The sequence below is a fragment of the Phormidesmis sp. 146-33 genome (assembly GCF_052939515.1).
In genome coordinates, this window is the sequence record NZ_JBJPHU010000002.1 from 57,434 (window position 1) to 77,966 (window position 20,533).

Below are 20,533 nucleotides of genomic sequence, written 5' to 3' on the forward strand. Positions count from 1 at the left end.
AAAGGTCAAGAAAGGGTGGAGTGAATTCAATCAAAAACGGCTCTAAGGCGATTTCCACAAAAGAAGTTAACCCAAGGTCGGGTGGGCATTACAGACATCGACGAGACGCTATGGGGCTAAATTTGGGAAATTTACGCAATGTGCGACTTCTTTGATAGAAAGCTCCCAAGTGATCAACGCAATGGTCTCAAGTCGGACTGTCGCGACAAAGTGGAGAAGAGCCAGTCATAAGCCGGGTTCTGTTCTTTGAATGCAAGCACGAATGCAAAACACGAATGCAAAACATTCAGAGGGCAGTTATCTATCTGGGACATCTGTTGCCAAATGCCTCAAGCGGATGCGCTCCCAAAAGTTTCCTTCTGACAGCTCGGAACTGGAAAAAGACCAACCATTGTTCCTTCGACCTTGCTCCCAACCGGGGTTTACCGAGCCAGCACCTCTCGATACTGCTGGTACGCTCTTACCGCACCTTTGCACCCTTACCAATGAGAAGGATGAGGGATGAGGGATGAGGGATGAATTTGTAGTTCTTCCGTCTACCTTTGACCTTCAGCCTGACAACTGGCGGTATTTTTCTGTGGCACTATCCTCACGATCGCTCGCACTGGGAATTACCCAGCAGGTCTGGTCTTTGGGGAGTCCGGACTTTCCTCAGACGGGTAAAAAACTTCTACCGCGTCCGCAACTGCCTACCCTGACTCTTCTCCATTTTCCAGTTTAGTCGGAGTTGGTGAACGATTACTTTTTGCGAGGGTTCCAAGGGAGGCCGGCTGTCCAGTCGAGTTTGGTGAGGGTAAAGGTGCAGATGACCTGGGTGCGATCGCCCGTGGGGGAGATAGTGTTGGGGCCAGTCAGACGCATGGTCAGATAAAGGGAAAATTTTACAGGTTCCTTCATCTCCATGAAGTTTTTGTAGCGTTTTCGCTGGGCTTCTGTAGATTTTTTGGGGTCTGGCTTCTCCAGATTAATGATGGTTTTGGCGATGTCCATTGCGCCATCGTCGCCTTTGCGAGTGAGCATGTCTTCAGCGACGATCGCTTCTTTGAGCGTTCTGCCGGGGGCGATGACACTAAACACTTGGGTTTGTGAAAGATCGAGGGTGGTGCCAGGGGGCAGGCGGGTGACACGGCGCGATCGACCATCGAGATCCGTCATTGAGCAGTAGTCCCAATCGATGTAGATGGGGTGATCCTGGGATTTGTTGTTGATGCTGATGGCGAGTTGTTTTAGCGTGTGAAATTCGTAGTGCGAGTCAAATTTGAAGCTAACGCCAAGGATCTCTGAGAGATTGTGAGCGGCAAGGTGCTGTTTAAGTTCGTCGTCGTCTAGGGCGATATGAAACTCATCGTTAAACGAGTCTACAATTTGGTACAGAACATAAGTGACGCATAGCAGATAGACCGTAAGAAGCACAAAGTCGAGTTCAGTCATCGTTGACCCCAAACCTAAAGACGACGGACTGTAGACCTTATACCATCTCATCTGGCGTTCAAACGATTTGTGAGGCAGTTTTGTTAGAGGTCTAGCGGACACCCAAGTGAGGGGTATGACCCCTTAGTCAAATCGATATGGGACTGGAAAGAGCAGGTTATGAAGGCAAAAAAATCGGCAGAGAAGTCTGATTCTTCCCTACCGAATTGAATGACACAAACTAGGAGCAAACGAGATTCAACGTTCATCAGTCTGAGCGATGCTTTTTGGGGTGTTTGTAATCTCCTTGATAGGGTTGTACTCCGGTTTCGGGATAAGAGTCATCGGTGGGGCCAAAAATGCGAGACATGGCACCAGAAATGTACGAAACAACGTCATCAATCACTTTAGGAAGGCTCATAAAATTCACCTCTGAACAGGTTGATTGGATGTGAGCTTGAAGCGAGTTGTGTATCCTGAGTGGTCTTGATCCTATGTGATTGATTATGATGAATTTCGGTTCAATTTGGACGCAAATACATTATTTATTTACGTTTATCGACTCGTCTCAGAGAGTTGTTTATATTTCGATATTTTTGGATGAGTTTTGTTTCTGAAATAAAACAAATAGGCTTGCTTGAGTCGAGCTTTGCAATTAGTTCTTAATATTTCAATCAAAAAAATTGCTGCTTTGAGCCTGATTTGAGAGGAGCGATTTCTTCGAGTTACCTGCAAGGGGTCGTTCTTTAAAGACAATAAGTTTGTGCCTAAATTTCTATCAGTTTCTAATGTGATTTCTCTATACTCCTCCTACGATTCCTTTTTGGTGCGATCGCCAGAGGTTTTGATAGAAAGTACTATAAACAGAGTCGCTTAGAAGGGCTAAGTCGCCGTATATTTCGCCTTCTCCAGGTTTTTTACTCAACCATTTTGTAGTTTTCTGCACCTTCGCCTATTGATTTTTGGTTTTTTTAACTATAATTATGGAATGGCTTCAACAGAGTTTTTCTAGTGCCCTATGAGCCTCCGTAGCCCAAAAACAACCCTCATTCACTTAAGGAGAAACGGGTGGAAGACGCGGAATTAACGATCGCCTCCCATGACTACAGCCTTTTGACTGACCTATATCAGTTGACAATGGCAGCTTGCTACGTGGGCGAAAACCTCGATCAGCGCCGAGCCAGCTTTGAACTGACTGTCAGGCGTTTACCTGCTAAGTTTGGCTACTTGATTGCGATGGGTTTGGCTCAAGCGCTGGATTACTTAGAAAAACTGCACTTTAGCTCTCAACAAATTGATGCACTGCGAGCTACGGGCATGTTTGATCAGGTTCCAGAACGGTTTTGGACGCTGTTGAGAGCGGCTCGTTTTACGGGAGACGTGTGGGCGGTTTCTGAAGGAACGGCTGTCTTTGCAAACGAACCTTTGCTGCGAATTGAAGCCCCACTTTGGCAAGCCCAACTGGTCGAAACCTATTTATTGAATACCCTGAATTATCAGACGTTGATTGCGACTCGTGCGGCGCGATCGCGAGACATCGCCGGATCACAAGCAACCCTTTTAGAGTTTGGCACTCGTCGGGCATTCAGTCCGCAGGCTTCTCTCTGGGCGGCTCGTGCGGCTTTGGCGGCGGGGTTTGATGCAACGTCCAATGTATTGGCTGCGGTGAAACTGGGGCGTAATCCGACGGGGACGATGGCCCACGCGCTGGTGATGGCGTTGAGTGCCATTGCGGGCAGTGAGTCAGATGCGTTTACCGCCTTTCATCGCTACTTTCCGGGTGCGCCGTTGTTGATTGATACCTATGACACGATCGCCGCCGCCCGTCAGCTATCTGAACCTTTTAGAAAGGGCGAACTTGATTTGGCAGGCATTCGTATCGATTCGGGCGATTTGGTTTCTCTGTCTCAGCAGGTGCGCGAATTGTTACCCGGCGTTCCGATCTTTGCCAGCGGCGACCTGGATGAGTGGAAGATTGCCGAATTCAAAGCCGCAGGTGCCTGTATTGATGGCTATGGGTTGGGAACTCAGTTGGTGACAGGTGCGCCCGTGAATGGAGTTTATAAACTGGTCGAAATTGATGATATTCCCGTGATGAAGGAGTCGCCTGGAAAAATCACGTATCCTGGACGCAAGCAGATTTTTCGGCAGGTTGAGAATGGAAGGGTGGTGAGCGATCGTCTAGGTTTGGTTAACGAATCACCGATCGCCTCAGAACAACCGCTGATGCAGCTTGTAGTCAAACAGGGACAGCGTTTGCAAGAGTTGGAAAATTTGGGAACGATCGCCCACCGTACGGCTGCTTCTGTGATCAGCTTGCCACCTGAAACCCGTGACATCAATCAACCAAATTCTATTCCTCTAACCCTTTCTGGCTCCCTGTCCCATCTCATCGAAACAACCCGAAAGCATCCCTAGCACTTCCTGTCATCCCTCATCCCTCATCCTCCCCTCCATGCAGCAAATTGCTCTTTTTGGAACTAGCGCTGACCCACCTACCACGGGGCATTTGACCATTTTGAGGTGGCTGTCTCATCGCTTTGATGAAGTGGCGGTTTGGGCTTCTGACAATCCGTTCAAATCGCATCAGACTGCATTGGAACATCGGACGGCGATGCTGCGGTTGTTGATTCATGAATTGGATTTGCCCAGGCTTCATCAATTGGATTTGCCCAGGCTTCATGAGTTGGATTTGCCCAGGCAAAATGTACAGGTTTATCCAGAATTGAGCAGTCCGCGATCGCTGATCACCGTAGAACGCGCCCAACAGCACTGGAACGGGGCAGAATTTACGCTCGTCATTGGTGCCGATTTGGTGAGTCAATTACCTCAGTGGTTTCGCGTCGAAGATCTGCTGAAACAGGTGAAACTATTGGTGGTGCCGCGACCTGGATATTCTCTCGTGAGCCAGGATCTAAACCGTTTGAGACAGATGGGAGCCGATGTGACGATCGCTGATCTCAGTGCCCCAGATGTTTCCTCGACCGCCTATCGTGAGCAGGGAGAGACTGAGAGCGTCACCCCGCCGATTCAAGACTATATCGATCGGGAGCAACTGTACGGATGTCACGCACGCAGAGAAAAACTGCCCATCCATTAAAAGGTGAGGCACTTGCAGATTTTAGGGTTGGAGTCGATAACGCCATTTTTTCGGTCGATACGGCGCAAAATCGGCTGTTGGTTTTGTTGGTGATGCGTCAGGAGGAGCCGTTTCTCGATCGCTGGAGTTTGCCCGGAACGCTGGTGCGTCGAGGAGAATCGCTGGAGAAAGCAGCTTATCGAATTTTGTCGGAAAAGATTCGCGCTCGAAATCTTTATCTAGAGCAGTTGTATACCTTTGGCGGGCCAAATCGCGATCCGCGTGAAGCTGATGACAGCTATGGGGTGCGTTATTTGTCGGTGAGCTATTTTGCGTTAGTCCGGTTTGCCGAAGCTGAACTGATTGCGGATGGTGTGAGTGGGATTGCCTGGTATCCGTTGGATCAGTTGCCGCAGTTGGCGTTTGATCACAATACGATTTTGGAATATGGACATCATCGCCTCAAAAATAAATTGGAGTACAGTCCAGTGGCGTTTGATGTGTTGCCAGAAGTGTTTACGTTGAGCGATCTTTATCAACTTTATACAACCGTTTTGGGTGAGAATTTTTCGGATTATTCAAACTTTCGATCGCGCCTTCTCAAGCTAGGTTTTCTCTGCGATACCGGAATCAAAGTTTCACGCGGAGCAGGCCGTCCAGCCAGTCTATATCGCTTTGATGCCGAAGCTTTTGCGCCTTTAAAGGACAAGCCATTAGTGTTTATTTAAAGCAAAGTTAGAACGAAAAGTGAGAATCGGTTTATGAGAGAACGCTGTCTTTACTTAAGTGATATTTTAGAGGGAATTTCTCGCATTGAATTTTACACGTTGGAAGGGCGAGAAGTGTTCTTGAATACTCAAATAATTCAAGATGCGGTAATTTGTAATCTTGAAGTTATTAGCAAAGCAGTGAAACATCTAATAAATAAGGCTGAAGGCGTTTACTTTGATGATGCATTGAGAAATATTGAAAGGATAGGAAGTGTTTTGATCCATGATTACATCTGCGTTGATTTAGATGAAGTTTGGGAAGTTATTAAGCAAGATTTACCAACCCTCAAAGCACAAATTACAGCGATCGCCCAAAATTTACAAGGAGATATTTGATGAAAGTTGCGATCGCTCAACTCAACCCCACGATCGGTGATCTCAAAGGCAACGCCCAACGAATTTTAGACGCTGCACATCAGGCATCTAACGAAGGCGCAAGGCTTTTATTAACGCCTGAACTTTCTCTTTGTGGCTATCCGCCTCGTGATTTGTTGCTCAATCCGAGCTTTGTGGAAGAAATGTCTAAAACGTTGCTTAAACTGGCGACACAATTGCCGTCTGGATTGGCAGTTTTGGTGGGAACGGTGGATTTGAACGTGCGATCGCTAACAACCGGAGGAAAGCCTCTTTTTAACAGTGTTGCACTTTTAGAACAGGGAAAGATTCGACAGATTTTTCACAAAAGATTGCTGCCAACTTACGACGTATTCGACGAAGATCGCTACTTTGAACCAGGCAATGAAGCGAATCATTTCACATTAGATTTAGGGTCAACGTCTATTCATATCGGCGTGACAATCTGTGAAGATCTTTGGAATGACGAAGAGTTTTGGGGCAAACGAACTTATAACTTGAATCCGATCGCTGACCTCGCTCAAAGAGGCGTTGATTTTACGATCAATCTATCTGCTTCGCCTTATACAGTTGGCAAGCAAAAATTACGCGAATCGATGTTGAAGCATGGTGCAATTCGATTTAATCAGCCGATGATCTATGCTAATCAAGTCGGCGGAAATGATGATTTAATTTTTGATGGGAGTAGTGTAGTTGTCGATCGCCAAGGCAATTTAATCTGTCGCGCTCTTGGATTTGAGGCTGATTTTGTGACGGTTGATTACGATTTTGAAAAGCGAGATTTTTCGCCGAGTTCGATCGCGCTTGAACCTGACTGTGATGAGGCTGAAATTTGGTCGGCTTTGGTGTTGGGTGTGCGAGATTATGCGCGAAAGTGTGGTTTTTCTAAAGTAGTTTTGGGCTTGAGTGGTGGGATTGATTCCGCATTGGTGGCGGCGATCGCGGCCTCTGCCCTCGGTGCCGAAAATGTGTTGGGAATTTTGATGCCGTCGCCTTATAGTTCTGATCACTCAGTCGGAGATGCGTTAGCGTTAGCAAAAAATTTGGGAATTCAAACTCAAAAACTCCCGATTGAACAGTTGATGAATGCTTACGATCAAACGCTAGAAGAACTCTTTGCTGGAACGTCGTTTGGTGTTGCCGAAGAGAATATTCAATCCAGAATTCGTGGCACTTTGTTAATGGCAATTGCGAATAAATTTGGGTATCTATTGATTTCGACAGGCAACAAATCTGAGATGGCGGTGGGTTATTGCACGCTTTATGGCGATATGAATGGGGGATTGGCGGCGATCGCTGATGTCCCTAAAACGCGAGTGTATTCAATTTGTGAATGGCTCAATTGTCGAAGTTCATCGGAACTAATTCCTACCAACATTTTGACTAAACCACCCAGCGCCGAATTGAAACCTGGACAGGTCGATCAGGATTCTTTACCGCCTTATGAAGTGTTAGATGATATTCTCGATCGCTTCATTCATCAACATCAATCTGCCACAGAAATTATCGCTGCTGGACATGATGCAACGGTGGTCGATCGCGTAGTTAGACTGGTTACCATTGCAGAATTCAAACGTCGTCAGGCTCCTCCCGGAATTAAGATTACCGATCGTGCTTTTGGGACAGGTTGGAGAATGCCGATCGCCAGCAAACAAACCTCCTATTAACGAGTAGGATTTAGTAAGTCACAAACATCACCTGGATAAAGCGAATATGACTCAAACTAAGCAAAGGTTTTCAAGTTTTGAGGAATATCTTGGCTACGACGATGGAACGGACAATGTGTATGAATTATTCAATGGGGAGTTAATTGAAGTGCCGCCAGAGTCAGGATTTAATGTTGGGATTGCAGTTTTTCTGACAATTCAACTTGCTGCGATCGTAGGATATCTGAGAGTTAGACCTCATGGTTTAGAAGTTGAAGTGATGGGTGAACCTCGGAATCGATTTCCAGACCTGACCATTATTCGTGAGGAACACATTGCACAACTGGAGCGGCGCAATACCATTCGTCTGTCAATGGCTCCTCCTTTGTTGGTGGTTGAAGTGGTTAGCCCTGGCGACTTGCAGCGAGACCGTGATTACATTGCAAAACTTGGACAATATGAGGCGATCGCCATTCCTGAATATTGGATTATTGATCCCGAAACTCAGGTGGTGTCGGTCTGTGAACTAATGAATGGAGCTTATGAAATAAAGGAATTTCGAGGGAGCGATCGAGTTCAATCTCAGCTTGAAATTCTTCAAAATTTGCAGTTAACGGCTGAAGAGATCTTAAAAGCAGGCATTTAGAAAAGCGACATTTTGTCTAAGTTTCTATTGAGAAAATTTGTGCTGCGGTTAATGTTAATTCTGGAAAGGTATCGGAAATTATTCGGTCTTTTCCTCGAAATTGTTGCACTTGATACTCATTTTCAACTAGCTGATAAACCGAGAGGGTCGGCTGTTTGGGAGAGCCAATATATCGCTTTGCGCCCAGTCCTTTGAAATCGACAATCCAATACTCAGGAATGCCCATTTGCTCGTAGTCGGTCACCTTACGCCCATAGTCGGTGCCCCAGTTGGTGCTGACCACTTCTACGGCGAGTTTGATCGATTTGCCCTGTTCGATCGTCGATGATTTTTTCCAGCGTGGCTCGTCTTCAAGCGCTGCCTTGTCCAAAACAAGAATATCTGGTTGATAGCCAGTGTCCTCACCGGGAGGCTTCACAAGGTAGGTTCTGGGAATGATGTAGGGCAAATTGAGGTGATCGATTTCAAAAATCAGCTTGCGAGTGGCGAATGCGGTCACTTCTTCGTGATCACCTGCTGGCAACATCTCAATTACGCCTCCTCTGTAAAGCTCGTAGCGCCCTTCTCCATCGGGATACCACGCTACAAACTCCTCAAAACTTATGAACTTTGGCGAAGCTTGAAACATGCTGCTTGCCTCTCTGATTCTTCAACTGATATTACGATAACGCGAACGAAAAGATTTTATATTAATGCTGGAATACTTCCATCAAACTGCTTCAAGATTTGTGATAAGTTAGCCTTAATCCTTCCACTAAGCAGGTATCCAATCTTGAGGTTAAAGGGTACAGGTAGATCATCGTTTAGTCCGCATGATTTGCCGAACAAGATGAAGCCGAGACAATTTTGCCGCCTGTGGTTCAACGTCAGTGAAGAAGACGAGAAAGCCAGAGGTTACCGTACACAATGCGTAAAACTCCTTTCCCGCGTGATCGGCTTAGAAGAAGACACGGTTGAGCGCTGGGGTTCAGGAGTCGATTTCCCTGGGATGCCTGACCAATACGAAAATACTCTGGGCTATGCCATGACTATCAAACGAATGCTAGAGGAAGGCGGAAGGAGTCAACGCGAAATCTTTCAGGCCGTCTTGCAACAGCTAGAAGATTCATAAAATTTATTATTGCACTATTCTCCAAGTTTTTACTGGAAACTCTCATCCAAAACTCTTGACCCCAACTCAGGGGTTTTTTATTGTCAGAGAGTTCAACTATTTTTCATGGCCTCCAAAATATGAGTTATCAAGACTCGCTCAAGCCGTGGGTGATTTATCGTCGCCTGCCCAATTTTCAGCGTCAATTTATGGAGAGATTTCGTCGTCATCCCCACGCGGAAGAATATTTGAAAGCAATTCAAACCCTTGACCCAGATGGCGAATTTGAAATTGTCTACGAGATGGTTCCTACCAAGAACGATTTGGATAAAGCCCGATCGCTCCCGTCATACCCCCAGCGGTCGATTTACAGCTAGAGAACCAGAATTAGTCTTAAATCATTTAGCGCGATCGCCATTTCGACTCGATCACCCGATAAAGTAGAGTGCGATGATAGGATAAAGTGATTCCTCAGAATTCCGACCGATATACTGGGAAACAAAAATTTTTAATCATGGGTGATGAGTGAGCGAAAGCCAGCAGACTCGTTGCCCATTCCTGTCTCAACCTACCTCCTCACGATCGCAGCGCAATGGTACTATCTTCGACACCCAATTCCACCGCCCGCAAGCTTTCTAAAGTCGAAGGACTCAAAGATCGCAGTGACTTTTTGCGGGAACCCGTCGCGTCTGAACTTCTCCTCGACACGACCCATTTCACCGAGGATGCCATCCAGATCCTCAAGTTTCACGGCTCCTACCAGCAAGACAACCGCGACAATCGGGTGAAGGGGCAAGAAAAAGACTATCAAATGATGCTCAGAACCCGCAGTCCGGGTGGCTTTATTCCTCCTCAGCTTTATCTAGCGTTGGATGATATTGCCAACGAGTACGGCAATCAGACGATTCGAGCTACGACACGCCAAGGGTTCCAGCTTCACGGCATTCTCAAGAAGAATTTGAAGGCAGCGATCGCCGCGATCGTTCGCAACTTGGGGAATACACTGGGCGCTTGTGGCGATGTCAATCGTAACGTCATGGCTCCTCCGGCTCCCTTTAGAAATCGTCCTGAGTACCAGTTTGCCTACGAGTATTCGCATCGAATTGCCGATTTGTTGACTCCTCAAACAGGCGCTTATTACGAAATTTGGCTAGATGGTGAGAAATTTATTTCAGCCGAAGAGAATCCTGAAGTCGTCGCGGCGCGTCAAAAAAATGGGACTGGAACGATCGTTCACGACAACCCCGAACCGATTTATGGCAAACATTACATGCCTCGCAAATTCAAAATTGCGGTGACGGTGCCTGGTGATAACTCGGTCGATTTGTATTCTCAAGATGTCAGTCTCGTCGTCATCACCAACGATCAGGGCGAACTCGAAGGCTTCAACATCTTTGCGGGTGGCGGATTGGGAAAAACCCACAACAAAGAAGAAACCTTTCCTCGGATTGCGGATGAGATTGGCTATGTCGCCAAAGACGATGTGTATGATGCCGTCAAAGCGATCGTCGCGACTCAACGAGATTATGGCGATCGCAGCGATCGTCGTCACGCCCGCATGAAGTATCTGATCGAAGATTGGGGAGTCGAAAAGTTTCGCGCCAAGGTCGAAGAATACTTTGGTAAAAAGCTGGAGCCATTCAAACCTCTGCCCAAATTTGAGTATCTCGACTTTCTCGGCTGGCAAGAACAGGGAGACGGCAAGCTGTTTGTGGGCATTTCGGTTGAAAACGGTCGCGTCAAAAACGAAGGATCATTTCAGCTCAAGACGGCACTGCGCGAGATTGTTGAGACATACAATTTGCCAATGTTGGTCACGCCCAGCCAAAACCTGATTTTTTACGAAATCGACCCCGCTCAAAAGGACGAAATTCAAGCCATTCTGACTCGCTGCGGCATCAAGTCTGTCGAAGAGATTGATCCTTTAGTCCGCTACTCGATGGCTTGTCCTGCTTTGCCCACTTGCGGACTGGCGACGGCGGAATCAGAACGAGTCATCCCCAGCATTTTGGGACGGATTCGATCGCTCCTCACCAAAGTTGGGCTTCCCGACGAGCATTTCATCATTCGCATGACAGGTTGCCCCAATGGTTGCGCCCGCCCCTACCTCGCAGAACTGGGATTTGTTGGCAACGGCCCAGACACTTATCAAATTTGGCTTGGCGCTGCGCCCAACCAAACGCGACTGTCACAAACCTACATCGAAAAGCTGCACATTGATAATCTAGAAACTGAGCTAGAACCCATTTTTGTGTTATTCAAGAAATCGCGTAGTTTGGGAGAAAGCTTTGGTGATTTTTGCGATCGCCTCGGTTTCGATCAGATTCGTCAATTTGTCAGCAGTTACCAACTTTCAGAACCCATGATTGAAAATTCACTCGAAGATACGGCTGTGGCAGAAACGTCTCTAGAATCCGCCGCCGAAGATTCTGTAGAAGATACCGTCGTGGCCCAGGAGATGTCTGAGGAAGTTCTTGCCAAGCCCAAACGCAATCGAATTCCACGAGTCAGCATCCAGCGCGAAGTTTATCTCCGTCTTCAGCAAACCTCTGTCCAGCAAAACAAACCGATTACTCAACTGGTTGCTGAGGCGTTAGACGCTTATTTGCCGCCGATCGAGTCTTAGATCGCGATCAATTAGCAGCCCCCTAAATCCCCCACACGTAAGAGACTCTGAGTCGAAACTCTTATCCGGAAGTCTCCCAAAATTGGGGGTCAGAAGCTCTCCACATCGAAGCGAAAGAACTTGATGTAACTCACATTAATCCAACGTGAATTCGATGAGGTTTTTTTGCTTCGTTCTTCAGCGCTTCTGCCCCCCAACCCCCCAAAATTGGGGGACTTTCAGACAAGATCTTGGGTTCAAAGTCCCTCACTCGTGGGGGATTTAGGGGGCTGCCTCGATTCACAACCGCAGCGAAAAACCTCTATCGAATTCACGTTAATCCAGTTGATTTCCAATTTTATCGGTGGTCGATCGCCCTTCAAAATCCCTTCAGCTTTAAACATTGGGTGAGCAAACATGTTAGCTACTCCAATCAATCTCTATCTAGAACCAGGGCAAAAAGTAACGCTTCAGCCTGTCTCTTGGCAAGAGTTTGAAGCAATTTTGGCGAACCTTGGAGAGCATCGATCGTCACATATCGCCTATGCCAATCAAATCTTAGAGATTATGGCTCCCCTGCCAGAACATGAGCGATCAAAAGTGCTAATTGCTGATTTGGTCAAAGCCATTTTGAAGACCCAAAAAAGACCGTGGGAATCTCTGGGATCTTCCATCTTTAAACGTGCAGGAATGGCGGTCGGAATCGAACCCGATGATTGTTTTTATATTCAAAATTACAGAGCCGTGATTGGTAAAGATCGATTAGATTTATCTGTCGATCCGCCTCCTGATTTAGCGATCGAAACAGATGGCACTTCAAAGACCGAAATCGCTGCCTACAAAGCGCTAGAAGTGCCAGAGTTATGGATTTTTGCCAAAGGAATTCTCAAAATTAATGTGTTTCAAGCAGACGAATATATCGAGTCTGAAGTGAGTCCAACCTTTTCAAACATTGCGATTTCACAAATCATTCCTCAATTCGTCAAGCGTGCCAAAATAGTTGGAGTCAGTCAAACTTTAGAAGAATTCGAGACTTTTTTGAGGAACGATCGCGAGTAGAGAAATAAATTGGCTCAACTACAACGGCTGGTCATTGCCTCCGATCAATTCAATCCGCCTCAGATTTTGTTGAATGCCGACCAACAGCATTATTTGAGTCGAGTATTGCGACTGCGATCGGGCGATCAATTCATCGCAATGGACGGACAAGGAAACGGCTGGCTGGCTGAACTGGAATCCGACCAAGCAAAAATTTTGGAAGCGATCGTTACAAAATCAGAGCTTTCCATTTCTGTCACATTGGTTCTGGCACTTCCTAAAGGCAATGGATTTGATGATGTTGTTCGGCAAGCCACCGAATTGGGCGTAACCTGCATCGCGCCTGTGATCAGCGATCGGACACTTCTCAACCCCAGCCCCAACAAGCTAGACCGCTGGCGACGCATTGCTCAAGAAGCCGCAGAACAATCCGAACGGCAAGTCGTCCCCACGATCTTAGAACCCGTCTCCTTGAGTAATCGCCTGTCCGAAAAATCCGACGATCGCCGCTTTATCTGTCTAGCCAGAGGCTCCTCTCCCCATCTACTGGATGTCTTGCTAGAACAAAATTTTTCTGCAATCACGCTGGCAATCGGCCCCGAAGGCGGTTGGACAGACCTGGAAATCGAGCAAGCGATCGCCGCAAACTACCAGCCCATCTCCCTCGGCCGTCGCATTCTTAGAGCCGTCACCGCTCCGATCGTCGCCCTTTCTCTGATTGCAGGATCACTCGAAAGAACGAATGAAGACTAAACTGGCACATTAGAATTCAAAGTAGTGTTGCAAATCAGTTCCTGTTTCATCCCTCCTCGCCAATGCGGGGCAAGCCCTCCCTCATCCCTCATCCCTCCATCATGCTGCTCGAACAAATCGCCGCCGCCTTCGATCGCCAAGATTACCGCGCCGCCGCCAAACTGCTCAAAGAATTCTTGCAGGAGTCGCCTCAAAATGTCTGGGGGCAGTTTTACAAAGCAAGACTCTATGAAATCTCTGGCAAACGAGAAGCGGCAGGCGAAATTTATCGTCATCTGTTGCGCGACGGGACAAATCCCAAACTGGTGACTCAGGCGCGACAGGGAATTCAACGACTTGATGAGATTGCCCAGACAGAACACAAACAAGCCATTGCCCAAGCCACCGCCGACCCCGAAAACGCTGAACCAGGAATTCTCGTTTTGGAATCCATGCCCAGCGATGCCAGATCCTCTGCGGCTCAAAATCTAGCACGCATCATGAAACTAGACGCTTACACCGCCCGAATGCAGATTCCTAATCGCGGCTGGCGGCTGTATCGAGTCGGGGCGATCGGCGAACTGCAACATTATGGACAACAACTGAGAAACGCCGAAATTCCTGCATTTTGGGCTTCTGTGGATGCGCTACAAAAACTGCCCGTTTTTCAAGTTCACTATATTCAGGAATACCAACCTCAAGCGATCGTCGTCTGCCAAAACGAACAGGGGCAAATCGGCTCACTCAAATTTGATTGGTCAGAAGTCAGTCAGCGCGTCGAAGGGATGCTACCGATTTTTGAACAAGTCGTCGATACTGATCTTCGCAAAGGCACGATCGAACGGCAGCGAAAACAGACCACTCAAGACTACGCCCACCTCTGCGATCTACACCTTCCCAAGCGTCGCTGCATTCTCCGGCTGTGCGATTTGAACTATCAATTTCACCAGGGGATCGCCTTTTCTGCGCCTCCCAAAGATTCCGTGGCGATCGACCAGGCTACCAACCGCATTCACTGGAATAATTTAATCGCCTTTCTCAAATATCAGCTTCCTCAACAGTCCGCCTGGTTAGAGTTTCAGACATTTGGAGAGACGGCGATCGACCACACGCTTCTACTCAAACGGCTCAACTCCCACGTTCACCTTTTTGGTCAAGACTCCAGCCCCTGGAATCCAGCGTTTCATCTTTATAGTGGATTAGCTTTTCTCAGAGGGTCGGCTTAGGGATCGGACATTAGACCAAAGATGAAAGGCTAACAGCACAGCATCCAAAGTCTAGAATCTCAAGTCCAGACTCCTTTAACTCTTCTCGTCCCCTTTTCGTCCCTTAGAGAGAGGTGACTGACCTAACAGATTCAAGACAATAATAGTGAACAAATTAAGCTGAGTTGGTTAGAGAAATCCTATGAAATTCATTCGCATTCTTTTGGCTATTTTGGTTCCTCCGATCGGTGTTTTTCTGACAGCAGGGGTTAGCTCCGCTCTGTTTATCAATATTCTGCTGACGCTGTTGGGTTGGGTGCCGGGTGTGATTCATGCGCTGTGGTTCCTGCAAAAGGCTGACGAAAGACAGAACGCAGCCTACTAAGAAAAGCGACCACAAAAAAACATCCCGATCGATGACTGGTTGGGATGTTTTTTAATGAGAAAAATCAAGTTGAACGTACTAAAAACTGACTAATCAATTAGTTGTTTCCAGCTTTCATATTTCGTGCCATGTCTAGATAAGAATTCATGTTCGCACCGGGACGACGACGGCCTCCATTGCTAGTAGGAACGAGATACTTTGTAGCAAACTCGGCTGACTGTGGCTCTTTGGGGGCGACTGCGACAGGGGCAGTTTGGACGGCTGTAGCGGTCGCTGATGTGCCGTTATTTGATGCCTTTGTAGAAGCTTTCTTTTTAGAAGCCTCTTCAGCAGGTTTGGTGGGAGTCGGGGCGGCTTCGGGCTTTTCGGCTACAGCAACAGAGGCAGCAGCTTTTTGAGTTTCAGAAGCCTTTGGTGACTCAGAGTTTTTTTGAGTGTCGGGCAGGCGGGTGATCGGGGCGGAGGCCGCTTCGTCTAGCTCCAAAAAGTACCCGGCGCTCTTGCGAGTTTTGGGAGCATTATCCGAAGCAAGGGCAGGTTTTTTGCTGCCAAGCAGTCCGCCGATAAAAGAAAGAATTCCGCCGAAAATGCTTTTGATGAGGTTGATTAGACCGCTCATGTGATACTGCTCCTAGGATGTTGCTGAGGCTGAGATTATAGGAATCTGGACTGATGAAAAACTGGGTGGCAAACAAGTTGGTCAAGTTTGACGATCGTCTAGCCTTGCTGATCATATAGCGTGTCGATCGAGCTTTCTCCCACTTTTGATAAATTCTGCTGAACAGTTAAACAGGGTCAAAATCGGCGCAGTCTTGTCTAAAAATTAGCGAAACGATCGTCCTTTGACTGATCCATTTTTCTGAAGCACACCCAAGCCAAAACTCAGAACATAAGCATCCCTATAGTCTGATTATCAGATGCAGTGATGAACACTTGCAACCCCAAACCATAACTTTCTGTAGAGTACGATACGAAGTAGTCACTCTCCCTTCAAGTCAAAAACCCCTAAAAAGGACTTTTGCTCACGCAAAGAAGTCTCAGCTTAAGGGTTTTCGCAAAATCAAACGACTCAGATACAAACCATCCCAGAATAAAGGACAGAACCACCTCTATTCATCCCTCATCCTTCATCCCTCATCCCTCTTCACAAAGCGCCCTCCTCCCTAGTACGATCGCGCCCTCGAATCGTTAGAAAACAGTCCCAGTAACGGCCCCAAAATTGCCCCAAACACAAATCCGCCTGCGTGGGCCCAGTAGGCGACTCCACCGCTTTCCATACCAATATTTGTTTTTGCTTGCAGGCTGGCGATCCCATACAATGCTTGTTGAAAGAACCAGATGCCTAAATAAGCGACCGCTGGAATCCGAAAAGTCCAAAAGAAGAAGCCTAGCGGAATCAGTGTGAGAATCGAGGCTTTGGGAAAGCGCAGAATGTAGGCACCCATTACGCCAGCGATCGCCCCACTGGCTCCTAATGACGGCACGGCCGACCCTGATGAAAAAAACCACTGTGACAGCGCTGCCAAAACGCCACAGCCAAGGTAAAAGATTAAATATTTGACATGCCCTAACTGATCTTCGACGTTGTTGCCAAAAATCCAAAGAAACAGCATATTGCCGATGATGTGCAAAAAGCCGCCGTGCAAAAACTGTGATGTGATTAGCGTCACCCATTCTGGAAACCCACTCGCGTCGATGGGTGCCCCCGAAAAGTTCGCCGTCAATTGCCGAGGAACAACCGCCCAGGTGTAGAAGAAAGATTCTAACTGCTGAGGAGTCAGGCTCAATTCGTATAGAAAGACAAGTATGTTTGCTGCAATCAAACCATAAGTGACATATGGCGTGATCCGCGTTGGATTGTCATCGCTAAGAGGAAACACTGGACTTTTTCCCTAACTATCATTTGGCTGAAAGATAACGTATTTCGATCGAGCTTGTCTGTTCCCCTCTAGACAGATTCTACGGATTTTGATCCTGCGTGTGAAGCGAAGTCGATCGCTCATAAATTTACGAAGAACCACGCATAATCTCTGAGATGAAAGTAGCAAAACCTGTCTATATCTGAGAGGTAAACTTGATGGATCAGTCAGTCAATTATGGTGAGTTTTGCAAAAGTCGCATTGCCGATATTAGCTTTAGGATTGATGTTTACAACGCCTCAAATTGCATCTGCCAAATTTCTGGCAAACAATGGGAGTGGGGGTTACTACGATCGCCAAACAGGGAGATCCCACAGCTATGAATTTGAACTCTGGGCGAATGACAACAATACTCAATACACGCTGAAGGTGTGGCGATCGCCCGACTATCCTAACGGCACTCCATTCAAAACCCATCGTCGGCTTACCTCTGTTGCTGAAGCACTAAAACTTTTCGACACTAACTACACAGACAAACTGTGCGATCGCTGGAGGAGAGAGGGAATGTGCGTCAAGTTGAGACAGTAAAGTTTAAAGTATTCCAACGCTCAAATAAATGAGACCCCCAATTTCTTATAGAAGTCAGGGGTCTTTTAGCTAAAGCGCACAATCTAAAAAAAGATGCGTCTTTCTAAAACAATTTGCTCAATGAATTCAACAGCTTATATTTAACAACTTACATTTTGCCGTTTTGCATGACTTGTTGTAGATGATGCCGAATTTCTTGAGCCTTTTGCATGTCTTCTTCCTTCAATTTTTGAAAGAGTTCAACACAGGGCTGAGAATTCATGCTTTGAGCATCTTGAATGTAGGTGTCGTAAGCCTTCACCGCTTCAGCTTTATTTTGAAGAACCGTGAGCAAATCGTATTCGAGGTTGCTGAGAGCACGAGCGCTATCGGTAGTCGTTGTCATAGTCAAATCTCCCAAATCGGTATTCCCTAAGGATGGTTTGAGAGGCGCGATCGTTCATCTATCAAAAGTGGAAGACCAAATGTGGAAGACGCGCTTTTGTTGACCTACAAAACAACCACTCAACGTCCTATTTTCCCTTCACCAAAATAGAATCTCCTTCAACCTTGGCCTCATACATTGCCAATCCCTTGACAGCCGGCCCCTGTAATACTTTGCCATCCGCCGCAAATTGAGACGCATGACAGGGACAAGCAAACGACTTACGCTCTGTCTTCCAGGTCACCAAACAGCCCTGATGAGGACAGGTCGGATTGACGGCGACAACTGCCTTGGGGTCAGATGGATTGCGAACGACTAGCAACGGGCCCGCCGCAAATTGCTCATTCAAAATCTGCCCAGACTTATCCAGATCGGTCGCCGCCCCCACCTTCACAAAGCCATCCGCCCCCGGACTCGCCGTAGGTTTTGCTTCGGTTTGAGAATTAGACGAACAGGCCACGATCGCCACAGGCAAGCTACTCGCCACCCAGCCCAAACTCACCCAAGATAAAAAAGTTCGACGATCCATGATGTGTTCTCCAGAAAGCGATAAAGTTTTCGATCGGGTTCAAGTCTAGCTGCTGTTCCCTAAATCCCTTCTGCTTGTAGACAAACCGGACAGTTTACTTGATGTGCCGGGAGCAGAACTAGAACGAGTGCACAATAACTCAAAGCGATCGACAGCGCCATCGCTAGTCTACGGGGGAAATGCATCCAAAAAAATAAAAATGCATCTTCCGCATCACAGTTATGCAGAAAATTCATACATGGAAATATTTTGTAACTACGTATACGAATTTCCTCTGTAATCTCGCCTAACTTAACCTTCAAGAGCAATCGCAACCCCGATTCTCGCACCCCACATCCAACCTTCCGCAGGTTCTTCTATTCAGGTGCGTCGATCGTCTGCCCGTGTTTCGGTTGGGACACTTTTTATTTCTAGGCACCCTCCATGACAGACACTATTTCATCAGCCGCGACCCTCAATAAGTTCGAGAAGTTAAAAGCCGAGAAAGATGGTCTTGCAGTCAAGGCCGACCTGGCACAATTTGCTCAAGTAGGCTGGGAAGCGATCGACGAAACCGATCGTGACCACCGACTCAAATGGCTAGGGGTGTTTTTTCGCCCGGTGACTCCCGGCAAGTTCATGATGAGAATGCGGTTTCCAACTGGAATTCTCACCAGTGGACAGATGCGGACGCTGGCTGAAATCGTACAGCGCTATGGCGAAGATGGCAATGGAGACATTACAACCCGCCAAAACATTCAGCTTAGAGGGGTGCGGATCGAAGATTTGCCCGATATTTTCAACAAGTTTGAACAGTCAGGGCTGACCAGCGTGCAATCCGGGATGGATAATGTCCGCAATATTACCGGATCGCCTGTCGCTGGCATTGATGCTGATGAATTGATTGATACTCGTGAATTGGCGATACAAGTCCAGGACATGATCACAAGCAACGGTGTTGGCAATCCTGCGTTTACGAATCTGCCGCGTAAATTCAACATTGCGATCGCCGGGTGTCGCGATAATTCTGTCCATGCGGAGATCAACGACATTGCCTTTGTGCCTGCCTATCAGGGTGATGAGCTTGGTTTCAACGTGTTGGTAGGAGGATTCTTCTCTGCCAAGCGGTGTGAGGCAGCGATTTCGATGAATGTCTGGGTGCCGCCGAGTGATGTGGTGGCTTTGTGTGAAGCGATTTTGATTGTCTACCGCAATCACGGTCTGCGCGCCAATCGTCAAAAATCCCGCTTGATGTGGCTGATTGACGAGTGGGGGATTGAGAAGTTTCGATCGCAAGTTGAGACTCAAATCGGCCACACATTGCAACCCGCCGCCGCCAAAGACGAGATTCTCTGGGACAAGCGCGATCACATTGGAGTCTACGCCCAAAAGCAACCCGGACTCAACTATGTCGGCTTACACGTTCCTGTGGGTCGGTTGTTTGCTCCAGACATGTTTGACATTGCTCGTCTAGCTGAAGTCTATGGCAGTGGAGAGATTCGCCTTACCGTTGAGCAAAACATCATCATTCCCAATGTGCCCGATTCGCGACTGACGGCACTGTTAGAGGAAGCGATCGTTCAGCGATTTTCGACTCAGCCAGAAAACCTTTCTCGTGCGTTGGTGTCTTGCACTGGCTCCCAGTTTTGCAACTTTGCCCTGATCGAAACCAAAAATCGAGCCGTGGCAATGATCAAAGAACTGGAAGCCGAAATCGAGTGCCCGCACCCGGTGAGAATCCATTGGACAGGTTGCCCCAACTCCTGTGGTCAGCCCCAGGTTGCTGATATCGGTCTGATGGGCACCAAAGTCCGCAAAGACGGGCGCACCGTCGAAGGAGTCGATCTCTATATGGGTGGCAAAGTCGGCAAAGATGCTCACCTGGGCACCTGTGTTCGTAAAGGCATTCCCTGTGAAGATCTCAAGCCCATTCTGCAAGAGATTCTCACGCAGCAGTTTGGCGCAAAAACAAGGGAGAGATGAGGGATGAGGGATGAGGGAGCGGTAAAGGATTCAGCATTTTAGAATTCGGAACTCAGAACTCAGAACTCAGAACTCAGAACTCAGAACTCAGAACTCAGAACTCGGAACTCGGAACTCGGAACTCAGAACTTAGAACTCAAACCTGAAGATTCCTTTCATCCCTCATCCCTCATCCCTCATCCCTCCTTTCCTTTCCCAGCAAACTTAATTT

Annotated in this window: 22 protein-coding genes and 1 other RNA gene; 15 read left to right on the forward strand and 8 right to left on the reverse strand. The window is 47.5% G+C overall.

Going from position 1 to position 20,533, the window contains the following annotated elements:
• Positions 1–213: 213 nt before the first annotated feature.
• The 3 genes from rnpB to ACJ2PR_RS01500 form a co-directional block, all read right to left on the reverse strand.
• An RNA gene (rnpB, locus tag ACJ2PR_RS01490) (RNase P RNA component class A) lies at positions 214–702 on the reverse strand.
• Positions 703–738: 36 nt separating this feature from the next.
• Complete coding sequence (locus ACJ2PR_RS01495) at positions 739–1,431, reverse strand: hypothetical protein (RefSeq protein WP_446875643.1); 693 nt, start codon at positions 1,429–1,431, stop codon at positions 739–741.
• Positions 1,432–1,678: 247 nt separating this feature from the next.
• Positions 1,679–1,831, reverse strand: a complete 153-nt coding sequence (locus tag ACJ2PR_RS01500) for a hypothetical protein (RefSeq protein WP_446860790.1) — start codon at positions 1,829–1,831, stop codon at positions 1,679–1,681.
• 647 nt (positions 1,832–2,478) lie between these two features.
• Here ACJ2PR_RS01500 and ACJ2PR_RS01505 point away from each other — a divergent pair.
• The 6 genes from ACJ2PR_RS01505 to ACJ2PR_RS01530 are packed head-to-tail and all read left to right on the forward strand — an operon-like array spanning position 2,479 to position 7,905.
• Positions 2,479–3,828 carry a nicotinate phosphoribosyltransferase gene (locus ACJ2PR_RS01505; protein WP_446875644.1) on the forward strand — a complete coding sequence of 450 codons (1,350 nt, stop codon included), beginning with the start codon at positions 2,479–2,481 and terminating at the stop codon, positions 3,826–3,828.
• Positions 3,829–3,865: 37 nt separating this feature from the next.
• Positions 3,866–4,510: a nicotinate-nucleotide adenylyltransferase gene (locus tag ACJ2PR_RS01510; RefSeq protein ID WP_446869609.1), complete on the forward strand. Its 645-nt coding sequence runs from the start codon at positions 3,866–3,868 to the stop codon at positions 4,508–4,510.
• Positions 4,474–5,217 (forward strand): NUDIX hydrolase, encoded by a 744-nt coding sequence (locus tag ACJ2PR_RS01515; protein WP_446869610.1) that lies wholly within the window; start codon positions 4,474–4,476, stop codon positions 5,215–5,217. Before ACJ2PR_RS01510 ends, ACJ2PR_RS01515 begins: the two co-directional genes overlap by 37 nt.
• 33 nt (positions 5,218–5,250) lie before the next feature.
• Positions 5,251–5,595 carry a HepT-like ribonuclease domain-containing protein gene (locus ACJ2PR_RS01520; protein ID WP_446875645.1) on the forward strand — a complete coding sequence of 115 codons (345 nt, stop codon included), beginning with the start codon at positions 5,251–5,253 and terminating at the stop codon, positions 5,593–5,595.
• Positions 5,595–7,280 (forward strand): NAD+ synthase, encoded by a 1,686-nt coding sequence (locus tag ACJ2PR_RS01525; protein WP_446875646.1) that lies wholly within the window; start codon positions 5,595–5,597, stop codon positions 7,278–7,280. Before ACJ2PR_RS01520 ends, ACJ2PR_RS01525 begins: the two co-directional genes overlap by 1 nt.
• A gap of 46 nt (positions 7,281–7,326) precedes the next feature.
• The gene (locus tag ACJ2PR_RS01530; protein ID WP_446860783.1) at positions 7,327–7,905 is read left to right on the forward strand and encodes a Uma2 family endonuclease; all 579 of its coding nucleotides are present in this window, start codon (positions 7,327–7,329) and stop codon (positions 7,903–7,905) included.
• A gap of 16 nt (positions 7,906–7,921) precedes the next feature.
• On the opposite strand, the gene ACJ2PR_RS01535 is transcribed toward ACJ2PR_RS01530, so the two are convergent.
• On the reverse strand, positions 7,922–8,533 hold the full coding sequence (locus tag ACJ2PR_RS01535; protein ID WP_446875647.1) for a Uma2 family endonuclease: 612 nt from the start codon (positions 8,531–8,533) through the stop codon (positions 7,922–7,924).
• Between the two features lie 201 nt (positions 8,534–8,734).
• Here ACJ2PR_RS01535 and ACJ2PR_RS01540 point away from each other — a divergent pair, with 201 nt between their 5' ends.
• The 7 genes from ACJ2PR_RS01540 (at position 8,735) to ACJ2PR_RS01570 (ending at position 14,960) form a co-directional block, all read left to right on the forward strand.
• Complete coding sequence (locus tag ACJ2PR_RS01540; RefSeq protein ID WP_446860781.1) at positions 8,735–9,016, forward strand: hypothetical protein; 282 nt, start codon at positions 8,735–8,737, stop codon at positions 9,014–9,016.
• A 119-nt stretch (positions 9,017–9,135) separates the two neighbouring features.
• Complete coding sequence (locus tag ACJ2PR_RS01545) at positions 9,136–9,372, forward strand: hypothetical protein (protein ID WP_446875648.1); 237 nt, start codon at positions 9,136–9,138, stop codon at positions 9,370–9,372.
• A gap of 215 nt (positions 9,373–9,587) precedes the next feature.
• Positions 9,588–11,621 (forward strand): sulfite reductase, ferredoxin dependent, encoded by a 2,034-nt coding sequence (gene sir, locus ACJ2PR_RS01550; protein ID WP_446875649.1) that lies wholly within the window; start codon positions 9,588–9,590, stop codon positions 11,619–11,621.
• Positions 11,622–12,017: 396 nt separating this feature from the next.
• Positions 12,018–12,659, forward strand: coding sequence for a Uma2 family endonuclease (locus ACJ2PR_RS01555; RefSeq protein ID WP_446875650.1), 642 nt, complete (start codon positions 12,018–12,020; stop codon positions 12,657–12,659).
• Between the two features lie 9 nt (positions 12,660–12,668).
• Entirely contained in the window at positions 12,669–13,391 is a 723-nt protein-coding gene (locus tag ACJ2PR_RS01560; RefSeq protein ID WP_446875651.1) for a 16S rRNA (uracil(1498)-N(3))-methyltransferase, read from the forward strand.
• 101 nt (positions 13,392–13,492) lie between these two features.
• Positions 13,493–14,596 (forward strand): tetratricopeptide repeat protein, encoded by a 1,104-nt coding sequence (locus ACJ2PR_RS01565; protein WP_446875652.1) that lies wholly within the window; start codon positions 13,493–13,495, stop codon positions 14,594–14,596.
• A 181-nt stretch (positions 14,597–14,777) separates the two neighbouring features.
• Entirely contained in the window at positions 14,778–14,960 is a 183-nt protein-coding gene (locus ACJ2PR_RS01570; protein WP_446860775.1) for a YqaE/Pmp3 family membrane protein, read from the forward strand.
• 97 nt (positions 14,961–15,057) lie between these two features.
• On the opposite strand, the gene ACJ2PR_RS01575 is transcribed toward ACJ2PR_RS01570, so the two are convergent.
• Both ACJ2PR_RS01575 and ACJ2PR_RS01580 read right to left on the reverse strand, forming a co-directional pair.
• Complete coding sequence (locus ACJ2PR_RS01575; RefSeq protein WP_446875653.1) at positions 15,058–15,579, reverse strand: hypothetical protein; 522 nt, start codon at positions 15,577–15,579, stop codon at positions 15,058–15,060.
• Between the two features lie 544 nt (positions 15,580–16,123).
• Positions 16,124–16,840 carry a rhomboid family intramembrane serine protease gene (locus ACJ2PR_RS01580; protein ID WP_446860773.1) on the reverse strand — a complete coding sequence of 239 codons (717 nt, stop codon included), beginning with the start codon at positions 16,838–16,840 and terminating at the stop codon, positions 16,124–16,126.
• 216 nt (positions 16,841–17,056) lie between these two features.
• Between ACJ2PR_RS01580 and ACJ2PR_RS01585 the strand changes: the two genes are divergently transcribed.
• Complete coding sequence (locus tag ACJ2PR_RS01585) at positions 17,057–17,407, forward strand: hypothetical protein (RefSeq protein ID WP_446875654.1); 351 nt, start codon at positions 17,057–17,059, stop codon at positions 17,405–17,407.
• 148 nt (positions 17,408–17,555) lie between these two features.
• Here the strand turns inward: ACJ2PR_RS01585 and ACJ2PR_RS01590 are convergent, their stop codons facing one another.
• Both ACJ2PR_RS01590 and ACJ2PR_RS01595 read right to left on the reverse strand, forming a co-directional pair.
• Positions 17,556–17,792, reverse strand: a complete 237-nt coding sequence (locus ACJ2PR_RS01590; RefSeq protein ID WP_446860771.1) for a hypothetical protein — start codon at positions 17,790–17,792, stop codon at positions 17,556–17,558.
• A gap of 127 nt (positions 17,793–17,919) precedes the next feature.
• Positions 17,920–18,360: a QcrA and Rieske domain-containing protein gene (locus ACJ2PR_RS01595; protein WP_446875655.1), complete on the reverse strand. Its 441-nt coding sequence runs from the start codon at positions 18,358–18,360 to the stop codon at positions 17,920–17,922.
• A 423-nt stretch (positions 18,361–18,783) separates the two neighbouring features.
• On the opposite strand from ACJ2PR_RS01595, the gene ACJ2PR_RS01600 reads away from it, so the two are divergent.
• The gene (locus tag ACJ2PR_RS01600) at positions 18,784–20,322 is read left to right on the forward strand and encodes a ferredoxin--nitrite reductase (protein WP_446870310.1); all 1,539 of its coding nucleotides are present in this window, start codon (positions 18,784–18,786) and stop codon (positions 20,320–20,322) included.
• Positions 20,323–20,533: the final 211 nt, after the last annotated feature.

Coding starts and splice junctions, on each gene's coding strand:
- ACJ2PR_RS01520 (WP_446875645.1), top strand. CDS start 5,251: ATGAGAGAACGCTGTCTTTACTTAAGTGATATTTTAGAGGGAATTTCT.
- ACJ2PR_RS01585 (WP_446875654.1), top strand. CDS start 17,057: ATGGTGAGTTTTGCAAAAGTCGCATTGCCGATATTAGCTTTAGGATTG.
- ACJ2PR_RS01495 (WP_446875643.1), bottom strand. CDS start 1,431: ATGACTGAACTCGACTTTGTGCTTCTTACGGTCTATCTGCTATGCGTC.
- ACJ2PR_RS01530 (WP_446860783.1), top strand. CDS start 7,327: ATGACTCAAACTAAGCAAAGGTTTTCAAGTTTTGAGGAATATCTTGGC.
- ACJ2PR_RS01525 (WP_446875646.1), top strand. CDS start 5,595: ATGAAAGTTGCGATCGCTCAACTCAACCCCACGATCGGTGATCTCAAA.
- ACJ2PR_RS01515 (WP_446869610.1), top strand. CDS start 4,474: ATGTCACGCACGCAGAGAAAAACTGCCCATCCATTAAAAGGTGAGGCA.
- ACJ2PR_RS01595 (WP_446875655.1), bottom strand. CDS start 18,360: ATGGATCGTCGAACTTTTTTATCTTGGGTGAGTTTGGGCTGGGTGGCG.
- ACJ2PR_RS01510 (WP_446869609.1), top strand. CDS start 3,866: ATGCAGCAAATTGCTCTTTTTGGAACTAGCGCTGACCCACCTACCACG.
- ACJ2PR_RS01570 (WP_446860775.1), top strand. CDS start 14,778: ATGAAATTCATTCGCATTCTTTTGGCTATTTTGGTTCCTCCGATCGGT.
- ACJ2PR_RS01600 (WP_446870310.1), top strand. CDS start 18,784: ATGACAGACACTATTTCATCAGCCGCGACCCTCAATAAGTTCGAGAAG.
- ACJ2PR_RS01555 (WP_446875650.1), top strand. CDS start 12,018: ATGTTAGCTACTCCAATCAATCTCTATCTAGAACCAGGGCAAAAAGTA.
- ACJ2PR_RS01565 (WP_446875652.1), top strand. CDS start 13,493: ATGCTGCTCGAACAAATCGCCGCCGCCTTCGATCGCCAAGATTACCGC.
- ACJ2PR_RS01535 (WP_446875647.1), bottom strand. CDS start 8,533: ATGTTTCAAGCTTCGCCAAAGTTCATAAGTTTTGAGGAGTTTGTAGCG.
- ACJ2PR_RS01500 (WP_446860790.1), bottom strand. CDS start 1,831: ATGAGCCTTCCTAAAGTGATTGATGACGTTGTTTCGTACATTTCTGGT.
- sir (WP_446875649.1), top strand. CDS start 9,588: ATGGTACTATCTTCGACACCCAATTCCACCGCCCGCAAGCTTTCTAAA.
- ACJ2PR_RS01540 (WP_446860781.1), top strand. CDS start 8,735: ATGAAGCCGAGACAATTTTGCCGCCTGTGGTTCAACGTCAGTGAAGAA.
- ACJ2PR_RS01590 (WP_446860771.1), bottom strand. CDS start 17,792: ATGACAACGACTACCGATAGCGCTCGTGCTCTCAGCAACCTCGAATAC.
- ACJ2PR_RS01575 (WP_446875653.1), bottom strand. CDS start 15,579: ATGAGCGGTCTAATCAACCTCATCAAAAGCATTTTCGGCGGAATTCTT.
- ACJ2PR_RS01545 (WP_446875648.1), top strand. CDS start 9,136: ATGAGTTATCAAGACTCGCTCAAGCCGTGGGTGATTTATCGTCGCCTG.